This is a genomic window from Peribacillus sp. 05N428 (assembly GCF_056397085.1).
Map to the genome: position 1 here is coordinate 311,900 of NZ_JBFTMS010000002.1, position 15,021 is coordinate 326,920.

Consider the following 15,021-nt stretch of genomic DNA (forward strand, 5'->3'; position numbering starts at 1 on the left):
ACTCACTTTATGAATTACAACGTACGCGGTGAAAACATTGAGGTAACTCCAGCAATTCGAGAATACGTCGAAAAGAAAATTGGCAAGTTAGAACGATATTTTAACAATACACCAGATGCAAATGTGTTAGTCAATTTAAAAGTGAACAATAATACATCAAAGGTCGAAGTGACGATTCCCATGCAGAATTTGGTTCTTCGGGCTGAAGAGGAAAATGCGGATATGTATGCTGCCATTGACTTGATCAATGATAAGCTTGAACGCCAAATTCGTAAACATAAAACGAAGGTCAATCGCAAGTTCCGAAACAATCTATCGACTACACCCGATGCATTCGCCTTCAATACGGAAGCTGACGAAGTGGTGGATGAATTCGAAGACGATAATGATATTGAAGTGGTCCGCAATAAACGCTTTGATTTAAAGCCAATGGACAGTGAAGAAGCGATTTTACAAATGAATATGCTTGGTCACAGTTTCTTCGTTTACACGAATGCGGATACTAATACAACAAACGTAGTGTACCGCCGAAAAGATGGACGCTATGGATTGATTGAACCTAGTTAATTATTATTCTAAGATCAAAAGCACAGCCCAGCCTCTGGGTTGTGCTTTTTTGCATGTTGATAGAATCCGTTTGAAACGTAAAAAATGATTGCTTTTTTTGTTCTCTAAAACACACGAAAGTTCACTTAATAGAGCACTATTTGTTCTTTATTAAGATAAATAGTTAATTTTACCTATTCAAATACCCCTATCTTTTGCACTATACTCGAATTGTTAGTTCTTTAAAAAGAACAATAAGTTATTTATAGAAAACGATTTGATCAAGGTGCAGAGGGGGTTGGATTATTTGTATCGAAAGAATTGCCATACATGCCATAGGGCTTCTTTTAGCAGTGCGGAATATGGAAAGTGGCTTTGCCCGACCTGCGGTGAGGATTTAACTGCGCAAAAAGCCCACGATGCACATACAATCGAGAGAATCAATACACCCCAACGAAATTTTAAGCAGAGTAATATTTACTATTATACAAAAAAACGAAATTGAATTAGTCTATGAAAAATTACCTGAACTTCGAATTTTCTTAATATTGTAATATTTTGTCGGATAAAAGTTTTTGCATTTATGTGGATTACCGACATAAAATAGCAATATATGGAGTACGTATCCGTTATAATATGATTATAGGTAATGTATTTGGTAATAAATACCACGACAAAGGCAAACTCCTTGAAAAATGAGGGCGCAAAGGCACAGGTCTAAGGTCCTTGTGACTATGATGGCTGGTCTGCCTGAAATACAAGAGTATTTTAGGAGGTAGAAGAGGTGGCTAATGTGGAAATGGATCAAGAATGGGTGAAATTGATTTCTGAAGCAAGAAGCTTGGGTTTCAAAAAGGAGGAAATCATTGCTTTTTTTAAACGGGAAAGCCTTGAGGCAACATTTGAGGAGAACGATGGAAAATAGGTTCCGAACAAATTCGAGAACATCCCTATAAACAGTGGTTCGATTCATAGCTGTTTATAGGGTTTATTCTTCCTTGAGATTCTAGCTTATTCAAACTGTATTCTTCAGGATTATGTAAGTAAACTAGTGCACTACCACTCTACTCTTCTTTATCTTTTCTCCATTTATTAAACTCGATGAATTCCCTGAATTGTTGTTTTGAGACACCCGAATTCATGGCTTCCTCAACGATTTTCATCCAGTCATTGTCCAAGGTTTCCTTATTTGGTGCATCGTAAAGCAGGGCATCAACAGGGATGTTAAGTACGGAGGAGATTTTTTCAAGAAATTGAATAGAAGGATTCGTTTGTAAGTTCCGCTCGAGCGAACTTAAATAAGACTTTGCAACACCCGCTTTATCGGCAAGTTCAGTCATCGACATTTTCTTTTCTTCTCGCAGTTTTTTTACACGTTCACCAATCATCAATACCACCTCGAAACATGTTCTATTTATCTTCCGCTAATAAGTTTCGGCAGCCCACCTTATCATTCAAAACATGACGCCTGTAAGGTTGGATTACCTTGACATGCTATCTCTAGAGAGGACACAGCATCTAGTGATGGAAGGTTATGGATAATTCACATTTGCTTATGGAATAGTGGGGAGTTTGCAACATATTTTTTATACTTCCTCCTATTTTAACAGTTTTACTCCTCATTTATCCATTGTTTTTCGCAAGAATTGCATTCAGGTCTATACCAGGGAAGTGACATGAAGTTGTACCTCTATGACAGAAGTGGTAAAATTAAGCGTGCATTAGTAATAATAGAAGGTGTGTTTCTTCTTACTTATATGAATTTTGTCATTGAACGATCATTACCATAATAGAGGAGCGTTATTGAATGCTTAATATATTAAATAAAGTTTTTGATCCGAATAAGCGAGAAATCAAACGTTTAGAAAAAATCGCCGATCAGGTCGAAGCGCTGGCTGATGAGACTGCTGCGCTATCGGATGAACAGTTGCGTTCCAAAACGGATGAGTTTAAAGAGCGTTATCAAAATGGGGAAACCGTTGATGATTTGCTTGTAGAGGCTTTTGCGGTTGCGCGTGAAGGGGCAAAGCGTGCTCTCGGCTTATATCCTTACCGTGTTCAGATCATGGGTGGGGCATCCCTTCATGATGGAAATATCTCCGAGATGAAAACAGGGGAAGGTAAAACCTTAACATCCACGATGCCGGTTTATTTAAACGCGCTTACCGGTAAAGGTGTACATGTCGTTACTGTCAATGAATACTTGGCACACCGTGATGCCACCGAAATGGGTGTATTGTATGATTTCCTCGGTTTGACCGTCGGGTTGAATTTGAACAGTCATTCTAAAGAAGAAAAGCAGGCAGCGTATAATGCTGACATTACGTACAGTACGAATAATGAGTTAGGTTTTGATTATCTTCGTGACAATATGGTGTTATATAAAGAACAAATGGTACAGCGTCCGCTGCACTTCGCTGTCATCGATGAGGTCGATTCGATTTTGATTGATGAGGCGAGAACGCCATTGATCATTTCCGGTTCGGCACAGAAATCGGCTCAGCTTTATATCCAGGCCAATGCGTTTGTAAGAACCTTAAAGAAAGATACGGACTACACATATGATGAGAAGACAAAAGGTGTTCAGCTGACGGAAGATGGGATGAATCGAGCTGAAAAAGCGTTTAATATCGATAATTTATTCGATATTAGTCACGTTACTTTGAATCATCATATCAATCAGGCTTTAAAGGCTCATGTTTCCATGCATTTGGATGTGGATTATGTCGTCCAGGAAGGCGAGATAGTCATCGTTGACCAATTCACTGGCCGTTTGATGAAAGGCCGCCGTTACAGTGAAGGTCTTCACCAGGCGATCGAAGCGAAAGAAGGACTTGAAATCCAAAATGAAAGTATGACTCTTGCGACGATTACATTCCAGAACTATTTCAGGATGTATGAAAAACTTTCAGGTATGACCGGTACAGCCAAAACGGAAGAAGAGGAATTCCGCAATATTTATAATATGAATGTCATTGCGATCCCGACAAACAGGAATATCATCAGGGATGACAGGGCAGATCTTATATATGCGACAACTGATGGGAAATTCAAGGCTGTTGTGGAAGACATCGCCGAACGTTATACAAAGGGTCAACCTGTGCTTGTCGGAACGGTTGCCATCGAAACATCTGAGGTCATATCTGCCTATTTATCCAAAAAAGGAATCCCTCACGATGTTTTGAATGCCAAGAACCATGAGCGTGAAGCGGAAATCATTGCGAATGCAGGTAATCAAGGCTCAGTAACGATCGCTACGAACATGGCAGGGCGCGGTACGGATATCAAGCTTGGTGAAGGTGTCAAGGAGCTCGGGGGCCTTGCTGTCATCGGCACGGAACGTCATGAAAGCAGGCGTATAGATAACCAGCTGCGTGGCCGGTCCGGCCGTCAGGGAGATCCAGGGGTCACTCAATTCTATTTATCAATGGAAGATGAATTGATGCGCCGCTTCGGTTCGGATAACATGAAAAACATGATGGCACGCCTAGGTATGGATGATTCCCAGCCAATTCAAAGTAAAATGGTGACAAGGGCCGTTGAATCCGCACAGAAACGGGTCGAAGGCAATAACTTCGATTCACGTAAGCAATTACTGCAGTATGATGATGTTCTCCGTCAACAACGGGAAATTATCTATAAACAGCGTTTCGATGTCATGGAAAGTGAAAACTTACGTGAAATCGTCGAAACGATGATCACGGCATCCATCCAGCGAAATGTTGTCGCGTTTGCACCAATGGGCGATGAGGAAGGCTGGAATTTACAAGGCCTTGTCGATTACCTGAATGGTAACCTATTCAATGAAGGTTCAATCACTGTGGCTGATTTGGAAGGGAAAAACGAATCGGAATTGGTTGAGTTCATTTTAGCCAAAGTGAAAGAAGGCTATGACCAAAAAGAAGAAGAGCTATCTGAAGAACAAATGCGTGAATTCGAAAAAGTAATCGTTCTTCGTGCAGTCGATAGTAAGTGGATGGACCATATTGATGCAATGGAGCAACTGCGCCAAGGGATCCACCTTCGTGCTTATGGCCAGATTGATCCTTTACGTGAATATCAATCTGAAGGTTTTGCGATGTTTGAAGCCATGATTGCTTCAATGGAAGATGAAGTCGCGAAATACATCATGAAGGCTGAAATCCGCAACAATTTGGAACGCAAGGAAGTCATAAAAGGACAAGCGGTCAATCCGAAGGAAGAAGACGGGGGAAAAGTGAAAAAAGCCCCTGCCCGTAAAAAGGAAGACGTTGGCAGAAACGCGTTATGCCCATGCGGCAGCGGTAAAAAATATAAGAATTGCCATGGCAATTTAGGCTAAAGTTAGGTGTATAATGAAGATGAGACGGTTAAGTCCAAGGCTAGCCGCCTCTTTTCATGTTTAGTTTGCATATAGTTTGAAGAGGTTTATTTGTAATGAAGGGAATCCCTCTTCAGGGATTTTTTTTAACATACTTAATGAGGTGAAGAGAAATGGAATTAGCAGAAATAAGAAATGAACTTGAACGGACAGCGCAACGATTAACGGACTTTAGGGGGTCTCTTTGACTTAGATGAAAAAGAGGCACGAATCGCACAGCTGGAAAATGAGATGACACATCCCGATTTTTGGAATGATCAGCAAAAAGCACAAACTGTCATCAATGAAACGAATGCTTTGAAAGAACAAGTCAATCAATTGTCCGACCTGAATGAATCATATGAAAATCTGGATTTGACATATGAATTAGTGAAAGAGGAGAATGATCAAGAACTTTTAGCGGAGCTGGAAGAAGAAATCACGGTTCTTGCACAAAAGATGAATGACTTTGAACTTCAACTTTTATTAAGTGAAGAATATGACTCGAAAAATGCCATTCTTGAACTGCATCCTGGTGCAGGCGGTACGGAGTCCCAGGATTGGGGTTCCATGCTGTTGCGCATGTATACAAGATGGGGTGAAAAAAGAGGCTTTAAAGTGGAAACCCTTGATTACCTTCCAGGTGATGAAGCTGGGATCAAGAGTGTCACTTTAATTTTCAAAGGCCATAACGCCTATGGTTATTTGAAAGCGGAAAAAGGGGTACACCGTCTTGTCCGTATTTCTCCTTTCGATTCCTCAGGACGACGCCACACTTCATTCGTTTCATGTGAAGTCATGCCGGAATTCGATGAGACGATCAATATAGAAGTACGTACGGAAGATTTGAAAATTGATACGTACCGGGCAAGTGGTGCAGGTGGTCAGCATATCAATACAACGGACTCAGCGGTCCGGATCACCCATTTACCTACGAACACCGTGGTAACGTGCCAAAACGAGAGATCTCAAATCAAAAATAAGGCCCAGGCCATGAATATGCTGAAAGCCAAATTGTATCAACGTGAAATTGAACAGCAACAAGCGGAATTGGATGAAATCCGCGGGGAGCAAAAGGAAATTGGCTGGGGAAGCCAAATTCGTTCTTATGTTTTCCATCCGTATTCCATGGTTAAAGATCACCGTACCAGTGCGGAGACCGGGAACTTGGGAGCTGTCATGGATGGGGATATCGATATGTTCATTGATGCGTACTTGCGCTCAAAATTATAAGATCAGCCAGTCGGACCGGTTTCCCCGGTCCGGCTTTTTTATGATTTCCTTTTTAACGAATCTTCTGGCTGACATTTACAGGATTGAAAAGGGATGCTCTATCTCGTTCGGCCAATACTAGATAATAATGATGGTTCGAGGAGACTTATGCAAAATGAAGAGAAGATACCGGGAGCAGAGGCACCCTTTCATTCAAAAGTTAACGGAGTATGGATTGGTGATTGTCGGTTCGTCCATAATTGCCATTGGTTTTAATGTGTTTTTACTGCCTAACCAGGTCGCATCCGGAGGGGTCAGCGGGATTAGCACGATTCTCGATTCAACTCTCGGTTGGGAGCCGGCTTATGTTCTTTGGGGTTTTAATATCCCTTTGTTCATTGCGGGGCTTATTGTCCTCGGAAGGCATTTCGGAGCCAAAAGCCTGATTGGAACCTTGTTTCTGCCTTTAGTGGTATTTCTGACAAAGGATTGGGAGGCATGGACGAATGATGCATTGCTTGGTTCGATTTGCGGGGGGATGATGGTCGGGCTTGGGCTGGGGATCGTCTTTCGCGGCAAGGGTTCCACAGGGGGGACCGATTTGGCGGCACAGATTTTCCATAAGTATACCCATCTGTCATTGGGGACCTGTGTGGCTGTCATTGATGGAATCATCGTTTTAAGTGCTGCCATCGTTTTTGATATTGAAAAAGGCCTTTATGCATTGATTGGACTATATGTGACAAGCAAGACGATCGACCTCGTCCAGATTGGATTGAACCGTTCGAAGATGTCACTTATCATCACGAATAAAGAAATGGAAGTAAGGGATGCTATCATACATGAGCTGGACCGGGGTGTAACAGGCATCTCCGGGTATGGCGGCTATACGGATGATACTCGTCCAATTTTGATGTGCGTAATAGACCAGTCGGAATTCACCAAATTGAAACAATTGGTGAAACTCGTTGACCCTAAAGCGTTTGTAATTGTAATGGACGCATCGGAGGTACTTGGGGAGGGTTTTAAACTGGATTGAAATTGGTATAATGTTCTTGTGCTGGTATAAATCAGAGGGGGTAAGTTCAATGAAAATGAAGTGGTTAGCTTTAGTTCTGGGTACTTCTTTGGCCTTGGCTGCATGCGGTGGGAACGATGATGCTGCAGATAAAGAGCCTGCAAGTGAAAATAACGAAACGACTACGGCAGGTGCCGGTGATGCCGCAAAAATTTATGAAAACAAATGTTCAAGCTGCCATGCAGTGAATCTTGAAGGCGGCGTGGGACCCAACTTGACGAAGGTAGGCTCCAAGCTATCAAAAGAAGACATTGAAAAAGTCATTGCCAATGGTCAAGGCGGAATGCCAAAAGGTATAATCAAGGGCAAGGAAGCGAGCATGGTCGCTGAATGGCTTGCTGAACATAAATAATGATTAATGAAACGTTCTGCTTAGCGGGACGTTTCATTTAGCCTCCATTAAACCCTCGAAACAACTCACGATCAACCCCTTATCAAGCAATCAAAATCCTGGAATTATTACATAGATGTTGATATATGTCTAACTGAAATGAAACTGTAATATTTTTTATGCTTAATTTGACAAAATATGATGTTATAATGTTTCTGTGCTCAAGTAAGAGAGATTCCTGTCAGATTTCAGTGAAAATTGTCGAAAAGCTGTAGATACATAGTGATAATCCAAGCAAATTAGGTGGTTTTAGAATGATAGAAATGATAGATGTGAAAAAGACATATCCAAATGGCGTAATTGCCATTAATGGTATCAATGTGAAAATAAAGCCAGGCGAATTCGTTTATGTAGTGGGTCCGAGCGGTGCCGGAAAATCGACCTTCATCAAAATGATGTATAGGGAAGAAAAGCCTACAAGCGGTAATATCTTGGTCAATGGAGTAAGCCTGCCAAGTATCCGCAATTCGAAAGTTCCTCTATTCCGCCGTAATATCGGTATGGTATTCCAAGATTTTAAACTCCTTCAAACATTCACTGCATATGAAAATGTTGCTTTTGCCATGGAAGTTATTGAAAAGGAACCAGAAGAAATCAAAAAGAGAGTCATGGAAGTTCTTGATCTGGTTGGCATTAAACATAAAGCGAGAATGCTTCCTTCCGAGTTATCTGGTGGGGAACAGCAAAGGGTTGCAATAGCCCGTTCGATCGTCAATGATCCCAAGGTAGTCATAGCCGACGAGCCTACAGGTAATCTTGATCCCGAAACATCATGGGAAATCATGAACATATTCGAAGAAATTAATAAACGCGGAACTACACTTGTCATGGCCACACATAATAGGGACATCGTCAACAATATTAAACGACGTGTCATTGCCATTGAAAGTGGAAAAATAGTTCGCGATGAACATCGAGGTGATTACGGATATGAAATTTAGAACATTGCTCCGTCACTTCCGTGAAAGTTTTAAAAATATTGGCCGTAATGGATGGATGACGTTTGCTTCAGTCAGTGCAGTAACGGTCACTCTAACTTTGGTTGGCGTCTTTTTAGTGCTCATGATGAATTTAAATCATATCGCGGGAAATGTGGAGAAAGATGTCGAAGTTCGTGCACATATTGATAATGCGGCGAATGATGACGATATAAAAGCTATAGGTAAGCAAATTACGGAGATAAACGGAATCGAATCAGTGATTTTCTCTCCAAAAGATGAAGAGCTTACTAATTTAATAGATGATTTAGGAGATAATGGTGAGGCTTTTAAACCATTTGAACAGGATAACCCATTAAGGGACGTTTATGTTATCAAAACGAAATCTCCGCAAGATGTCATCAAGGTGGCAAAAAAGATCGAAGGTATGGAATATATCCAAAGTGTTAAATATGGACAAGGCTACGTCGAGAAATTATTCAGCTTTGTTAATATTGCTAGAAACATAGGGATCGTTCTTATTGTAGGATTACTATTTACTGCAATGTTCCTGATTTCGAATACGATTAAAATTACCATTGTAGCCAGAAGAAAAGAAATTGAGATCATGAGATTGGTAGGAGCGACGAATACATTCATCCGTTGGCCATTCTTCTTGGAAGGACTTTGGTTGGGAGTCCTCGGTTCCATCATTCCGATAGGTCTGATTGCAGTACTCTACTATAATCTTTATAAATATGCAGCACCGCAGATTACGTTCAAATTCATAGATTTCTTGCCTGCAAATCCGTTTATTTATCAAGTATCGGCCATCCTCATCGTAATTGGTGCGGTTATCGGAATATGGGGCAGCTTGATGTCCGTCAGGAAGTTCTTGAAAGTATAAAATTGTATCTTTACTCGAAAGCCAAAAGTAGCCAGACATAAATAGAGAGACGTTACAAGGCAAGGATGTAACGGGTTGAAAGGGGAAATGAAACGTGAAAAAAAATATCATTGCCATGAATGCCTCCATCATGATCGGGTTGGGAAGCATTCTAGCGGCACCTTCGGTTTATGCTGAGTCTATTTCGGATTTAGAAAAACAGAAAGAATCCATCCAGGAGAAACGTTCAGGTGTTGAATCGAATATTTCCGATACGGAAAAGAAAATCGATAGCCTGCAGGATAAGCAAATGACAGCAGAAGACCAAATCGCTGCCATTGAAGCGAAAATCGCAGAGTCCGCAAAAAAAATCGATGCTAAAAATGCTGAAATTACACAAACGAAAAAAGAAATCGAAGCATTGAAAGAAGAGATTAAAGTATTAAAAGAGCGGATCGCCAAACGTAATGAAGTATTGAAGGAAAGGGCACTTTCTTTCCAGGAGACTGGCGGGGACGTGAACTACCTTGAAGTATTATTCGGATCATCCAGTTTTGGGGATTTAGTTGACCGTGTCGGAGCTGTAGCGACAATCGCTGAAGCCGACCGCGATATTTTAAAGGAGCATGAGCTGGATAAAAAGGATCTGGAAGAAAAGCAAAAAGCTGTTGAAACGAAGCTTGCCAGTTTAGAAGTGGCGAAAGCCGAACTATTGGAAATTCAAAAGCAACAAAAACAGCAGAAGCAAGAAAAGGATGCATTGGTTAAAAAATTAAAGCAACAAACTGAAAGGCATGAAGATGAGAAGATGGGTCTAGAGGAAGAAAAAGCGAATCTTGCTGCTCAAGAAAAAGCCATCAAATCAGCCATCAGCTTAGAACATCAACGTCTTGCCGAATTGGAAGCAGCTCGTAAAAAAGCGGCAGCCGAAGCGAAAAAACGTGCAGAGCAAGAAGCGGCACAAGCGGCTGCACAAGCAGCATCACAAGCTGCATCACAAGCTGCATCACAAGCATCTGAATCAAAAAAACAATCCACTTCTTCAGGATATAGTGCAAAAAGAAACAGTTCATCATCATCTTCACCGGCTTCGTCTAATGTAAGTCAAGCGCCAGCCGTATCATCGGGTACTTTCACTAGACCTAGTGCAGGATATGTATCTTCAACAATGGGTGAACGTTGGAATAAACAGCATGCCGGCATCGATATCGCTGCTAGCGGAACGGTTCCAATTGTAGCTGCAGCCGACGGAGTCGTAAGCCGTTCTTACTTCTCAAGTTCATACGGTAACGTCATCTTCGTTACCCATTCAATCGGCGGTCAGCAATGGACTACGGTATATGCACATATGAACTCCAGACTAGCGAGCGAAGGTGCTGTAGTCGCCAAAGGTCAACAAATTGGCATCATGGGGAATACAGGACGTTCATATGGTCAGCATTTACACTTTGAGCTACATAAAGGTGCATGGAATTATAGCAAGTCAAATGCTGTTAATCCATTAAACTATATACCAAATTAATACCCAATATATCAAAAGAAAAACAGACCAGGATAAATTCCTGGTCTGTTTTTTTATGTAGGTGTCATCATTTTCTATAAGCATATTCTTTCCATTACCATCATATAGTGAATTACATATCAGGTCAGAAATGGGGATAAATATGGTCAAAAAATGGGTACTTCCTCTAGTAATCATCATGTCACTTGCCATTGGAGCAGTCGGGGGCATATATTGGACAAGCCTTCCGGCCAAGAATGAAGCAAAGGATGAAAGCCAAGAAATATCGAAGGATAAGGAATGGGCAAAAGTGGAACAAGCTTACGGCTTGATCGTAAGTCAGTATGTAGAACAGGTGGACGGCTCCAACCTGGTGGAGGGAGCCATCCAAGGCATGCTGTCAGCGCTGAAAGATCCTTATTCCGTATATATGGACAAGGAGACCGCTAAGCAATTCAATGAAACCCTGGACTCCTCTTTTGAAGGGATCGGGACTGAAATCGGAATGGAAGATGGTAAGGTTATAATTGTTTCTCCTTACAAAGACTCGCCTGCTGAAAAAGCTGGATTAAAGCCGAAAGATCAAATCCTCAAGGTGAATGGTGAAAGTGTAGAAGGGTTGGATCTGTATGAAACACGCCTGAAAATCCGCGGCGAAAAAGGGTCACCCGTCAAAATGGAAATAAAGCGGGCAGGGATTGATAATCCACTTGAATTCAATATGGTGCGTGCCGAAATTCCATTGGATACCGTATTTTCATCAATTAAGGAAGTCGGCGGAGAACAAATCGGTTATATCGAGTTGACCACATTCTCGGAAAATACTGCAAGTGATTTCAAAAAGCAGATGAAGAAGCTGGAAAAGACGGGAATTAAGGGCTTGGTCATAGATGTACGCGGCAATCCAGGCGGCCTTCTTTCCAGTGTGGAAACGATTCTTGGCGAGTTCATCACAAAAGACAAGCCCTATTTGCAAATTGCAGAAAGAACGGGGGAAACACAATCGTTTTTCACAAGCCTTAAGAAAGCGAAAAGTTATCCCATTGCCGTCTTGACGGATAAAGGCAGCGCCTCAGCCTCGGAAATCCTGGCTGGCGCCATGCAAGAGGCGGGAGGCTATCCATTGGTTGGCGAGAAGACTTTCGGGAAAGGCACAGTACAGCAAGCTGTACCAATGGGTGATGGCAGTAAGATTAAACTTACGTTATATAAGTGGCTGACTCCATCAGGGAACTGGATCCACAAAAAAGGGATCGAACCGACGATCAAAGTCAAACAACCTGAGTATTTTGATGCCCATCAGCTGGCCATTGAGAAGGTGTTGGAGCGGGATATGAATGATGAACAAATCCAGTATGCCCAAAGCATTCTGAAAGGACTCGGATTTGAGCCGGGTCGTGAGGATGGATATTATGATTGGAGTACAGAAATCGCAGTAAAGGCATTCCAAAAACAATTCGGCCTGGAAGTGACCGGTAAGCTGGATGCTAAAACCGCAGCGCATCTGGAATCCGCCATTCTGGAAAAGATCCAGGATGAAGATAATGATATCCAGTTACGCACGGCTTTGAATTATTTAGTGAAGTAAACTTGATGGCATCGTTCCCCTTGGAGCGGTGCCTCTTTTGCATTTAATCGTTCCTTGCCTGCTAACTTGAAGGCAGTATAGGGGGAACTTGAGATAAACCTACTTTTTCTGCATCTTAATAGGCATGGAGGCTACATTTTTGATAGAATAGGAGGTAACTGACCAGAACGAAATTTGACAAAATTTTGATTACTTTTGAGGATGGTGGAAAGAAATTGACAACGGATTGGCTGATTGCATGCTTAATGGGATTAGGGAAACTTTTCCTTCACCCTTTGCTTTATGTTTCGATTGCCTATTGCTTATTCATCGGCTATCTTCGCGTTAAACAGGAACGACATGATTTTACTACGAAGATCTACAGTTTTTCCATGGAGTTGCGTTCCATGCTGCCTCAAGGATTGATAGGGGGATTGATCCTTTCCTTCCTCACGCTGGCTACCGGACTCGCCATTCCATTGGCGGCAATGCCCATCATGGCAGTGGTAACGGTATTGGCGATGCTATCCATGAAAAAGAGGTTTGTTTCCCCCGTTTATACAATGGGGCTCACATTCTTTATCCTGTTCTTTTTATATGATAGAGATATCGAGCTGACGTTATTTCAGGATGCCCTTAATCAACTGGATCGGTCCGTTTATCCGACACTTGTTATTTTAATGGGGTTATTACTGATTGCTGAAGGGTTTTTGATTGTTGCTAATGGAAGTAAAAAGGTCTCTCCTCACTTGGAGGTATCCAAGAGGGGGCAGCCGATAGGTGTGTATGTTTCACAGCGAGTCTGGCTAATTCCCATGTTCGTTATGATTCCTGGAGGACAACTTCCAGCGCCTTTCGAATGGTATCCGGTTTTTACAATAGGGGACATGTCCCTGTCGCCGATCGTACTGCCCATTTTAATCGGCTTTAAGCAAAAAGTTCATGGGACGCTCCCTGAACTGGCCATTAAGGCGCAAGGCAAAAAGGTAGGGGCATTGGGAATTGTGATTACGGTATTGGCGACAGTTGGTTACTGGTACCCTCCATTGGCAATCATAACGGTTGTTTTGGCAATCCTTGGCCGTGAATTCCTGCATCATTCCCAAAAGGCAATGGATCAAAAGCTTCCTTTTTATTTTTCGAAAAGTAAGCTGGGTGTCCAGATCTTAGGCGTTATCCCTCAATCTCCGGCAGATAAAATGGGGTTGCAAAAAGGCGAGGTCATTTCGAAAATAAATGGGGTCGTCGTCAGGGAAGAAGAAGAGTTATACAGGGCGCTACAAATAAACCGGGCACATTGCAAGCTCGAGGTCATCGATAATAATGAACAGATTCGTTTTGTGCAAAGAGCTCTATTTGACGGGGAGCATTACGAACTGGGCCTCTTGTTCGTTGACGATCAATTGAAGGAAAGCGGACAAGTGGGTTAATGACATAAAATAAAAAGGCCTTTCTCGAATTATATCGGGAAAGGCCTTTTTCAATGGAAACGTGTTATTACTTTTCAAGCATGATTTTTTCTATATCTTCCAGCATTTTATTGGCTGCAATTACTCCGCCAGCTGTATTCCATGTTGCGTCGCTAACCTCATGGGCATTTCCGTTTTTGACTGCATCAAGGTTTTTCCAAAGTGGATCATTCGTCCATTCTTTTGCTGTGCTTAGGGCTTGTTTGTCGCCTTCAGGAGCGTAAGTGAAGTAGAAGAGAATATCTCCATCCATTTTAGGGATGACTTCTTTTCCAACCTCAATGGCAAGGTTGCCTAATTTATTATCTGCAGTGAAAAGTTCCTTCTGTTGTTCTGCACGTTTAAATCCTAATTGATCGAAAATCACTCCAGAGAATGAATCTGTGTAATAAATACGAGTAGTTCCAGCCATGAAACGAACAATGGAAACTTCTTGATTTACTTTATCACCCAATTTAGCTTTAAGATCTTCAGTGTTTTTATCGAATTCCGCAATTACATCGTTACCTTTTTCTTCAAGGTTCAAGGCTTTTGCATATAGTTTAAAGTTTTCTTTCCAATCTCCTCTTAGCGTTTCCGAGAAAACGGTAGGGGCGATTGCATTTAATTTATCATAAACAGCTTCTTGGCGTATCTTGCTTCCGATAATCAAGTCAGGCTTCAGTGATGCGATTTTCTCTAAATTAACTTCATGTTCAACACCAACAACTTCGACCCCATCCATATCATCTTTAATATGGTCGTACCAAGGGTCACCAAGCCATGATTGAACGGCACCAACAGGTTTAATTCCTAAAGCGATCAATGCTTCAGTACCTTCATTTGTTAAAACGACGACTCTTTTAGGCGTTTCTTTCAACTCGGCAGTGCCCATGGCATGCTCAACTTTGTAGCTTTTCTCATCTTTCTTGTCTTCAGCTTTATTTCCATCGGCCTTTTCATCCGAATTCCCGCAAGCTGCTAAAAGGAAGACTGCAAATATTGTAAAAATCGTTAATAAAGACTTAAATCTAAACATCTATGTATCCCTCCCAATTTGTCAGCAAATGATAATCATTCGCACTTACCAGCATCATCATAAAATGAATATACTTTTCTGTCAATATATAATTGAA

The 15,021-nt window shown here is 41.7% G+C and carries 13 protein-coding genes and 1 riboswitch; of the genes, 11 read left to right on the forward strand and 2 right to left on the reverse strand.

What is annotated here, in order from left to right; genetic code table 11:
- The first annotated feature begins 9 nt into the window (after positions 1-9).
- Together hpf and sinI are read left to right on the forward strand one after the other, a co-directional pair.
- Positions 10-567 (forward strand): ribosome hibernation-promoting factor, HPF/YfiA family, encoded by a 558-nt coding sequence (gene hpf / locus AC1DIV_RS03165; RefSeq protein ID WP_048684017.1) that lies wholly within the window; start codon positions 10-12, stop codon positions 565-567.
- 647 nt (positions 568-1,214) lie between these two features.
- Positions 1,215-1,300, forward strand: a riboswitch (cyclic di-GMP riboswitch).
- Positions 1,301-1,330: 30 nt separating this feature from the next.
- Positions 1,331-1,471, forward strand: coding sequence for a DNA-binding anti-repressor SinI (gene sinI / locus AC1DIV_RS03170; RefSeq protein WP_251540554.1), 141 nt, complete (start codon positions 1,331-1,333; stop codon positions 1,469-1,471).
- 139 nt (positions 1,472-1,610) lie between these two features.
- On the opposite strand, the gene AC1DIV_RS03175 is transcribed toward sinI, so the two are convergent.
- Positions 1,611-1,934: a helix-turn-helix domain-containing protein gene (locus AC1DIV_RS03175; RefSeq protein ID WP_048684020.1), complete on the reverse strand. Its 324-nt coding sequence runs from the start codon at positions 1,932-1,934 to the stop codon at positions 1,611-1,613.
- Positions 1,935-2,353: 419 nt separating this feature from the next.
- Here AC1DIV_RS03175 and secA point away from each other — a divergent pair, with 419 nt between their 5' ends.
- From secA to AC1DIV_RS03220, 9 genes are all read left to right on the forward strand, one after another.
- A complete protein-coding gene (secA, locus tag AC1DIV_RS03180) occupies positions 2,354-4,867 on the forward strand; it encodes a preprotein translocase subunit SecA (protein ID WP_289351328.1) in 2,514 nt (837 codons plus the stop codon).
- 152 nt (positions 4,868-5,019) lie between these two features.
- Positions 5,020-6,118 (forward strand): peptide chain release factor 2 gene (gene prfB / locus AC1DIV_RS03185; RefSeq protein WP_223255851.1). Its coding sequence is split into 2 segments (ribosomal slippage): positions 5,020-5,082 and positions 5,084-6,118, totalling 1,098 coding nucleotides; the frame shifts between segments, so codons are not numbered across the junction.
- Between the two features lie 154 nt (positions 6,119-6,272).
- Positions 6,273-7,136, forward strand: a complete 864-nt coding sequence (locus tag AC1DIV_RS03190; protein WP_202186933.1) for a YitT family protein — start codon at positions 6,273-6,275, stop codon at positions 7,134-7,136.
- A 49-nt stretch (positions 7,137-7,185) separates the two neighbouring features.
- Complete coding sequence (gene cccB, locus AC1DIV_RS03195) at positions 7,186-7,527, forward strand: cytochrome c551 (RefSeq protein WP_048684058.1); 342 nt, start codon at positions 7,186-7,188, stop codon at positions 7,525-7,527.
- A gap of 293 nt (positions 7,528-7,820) precedes the next feature.
- Positions 7,821-8,507: a cell division ATP-binding protein FtsE gene (gene ftsE / locus AC1DIV_RS03200; protein ID WP_034309898.1), complete on the forward strand. Its 687-nt coding sequence runs from the start codon at positions 7,821-7,823 to the stop codon at positions 8,505-8,507.
- Positions 8,497-9,390: a permease-like cell division protein FtsX gene (ftsX, locus tag AC1DIV_RS03205; RefSeq protein WP_034309901.1), complete on the forward strand. Its 894-nt coding sequence runs from the start codon at positions 8,497-8,499 to the stop codon at positions 9,388-9,390. Before ftsE ends, ftsX begins: the two co-directional genes overlap by 11 nt.
- Positions 9,391-9,484: 94 nt before the next feature.
- Complete coding sequence (locus AC1DIV_RS03210) at positions 9,485-10,891, forward strand: murein hydrolase activator EnvC family protein (protein ID WP_477575709.1); 1,407 nt, start codon at positions 9,485-9,487, stop codon at positions 10,889-10,891.
- Between the two features lie 142 nt (positions 10,892-11,033).
- Positions 11,034-12,458, forward strand: coding sequence for a S41 family peptidase (locus AC1DIV_RS03215; RefSeq protein ID WP_063595770.1), 1,425 nt, complete (start codon positions 11,034-11,036; stop codon positions 12,456-12,458).
- Positions 12,459-12,673: 215 nt separating this feature from the next.
- On the forward strand, positions 12,674-13,867 hold the full coding sequence (locus tag AC1DIV_RS03220; protein ID WP_477575711.1) for a PDZ domain-containing protein: 1,194 nt from the start codon (positions 12,674-12,676) through the stop codon (positions 13,865-13,867).
- A gap of 67 nt (positions 13,868-13,934) precedes the next feature.
- On the opposite strand, the gene AC1DIV_RS03225 is transcribed toward AC1DIV_RS03220, so the two are convergent.
- A complete protein-coding gene (locus tag AC1DIV_RS03225) occupies positions 13,935-14,924 on the reverse strand; it encodes an ABC transporter substrate-binding protein (RefSeq protein ID WP_161922094.1) in 990 nt (329 codons plus the stop codon).
- Positions 14,925-15,021 lie beyond the last annotated feature (97 nt).

Excerpts from the sequence above, each read along its gene's own strand:
- secA (WP_289351328.1), top strand. The coding sequence starts at position 2,354 with ATGCTTAATATATTAAATAAAGTTTTTGATCCGAATAAGCGAGAAATC.
- hpf (WP_048684017.1), top strand. The coding sequence starts at position 10 with ATGAATTACAACGTACGCGGTGAAAACATTGAGGTAACTCCAGCAATT.
- AC1DIV_RS03190 (WP_202186933.1), top strand. The coding sequence starts at position 6,273 with ATGAAGAGAAGATACCGGGAGCAGAGGCACCCTTTCATTCAAAAGTTA.
- AC1DIV_RS03225 (WP_161922094.1), bottom strand. The coding sequence starts at position 14,924 with ATGTTTAGATTTAAGTCTTTATTAACGATTTTTACAATATTTGCAGTC.
- AC1DIV_RS03175 (WP_048684020.1), bottom strand. The coding sequence starts at position 1,934 with ATGATTGGTGAACGTGTAAAAAAACTGCGAGAAGAAAAGAAAATGTCG.
- cccB (WP_048684058.1), top strand. The coding sequence starts at position 7,186 with ATGAAAATGAAGTGGTTAGCTTTAGTTCTGGGTACTTCTTTGGCCTTG.
- ftsX (WP_034309901.1), top strand. The coding sequence starts at position 8,497 with ATGAAATTTAGAACATTGCTCCGTCACTTCCGTGAAAGTTTTAAAAAT.
- ftsE (WP_034309898.1), top strand. The coding sequence starts at position 7,821 with ATGATAGAAATGATAGATGTGAAAAAGACATATCCAAATGGCGTAATT.
- AC1DIV_RS03215 (WP_063595770.1), top strand. The coding sequence starts at position 11,034 with ATGGTCAAAAAATGGGTACTTCCTCTAGTAATCATCATGTCACTTGCC.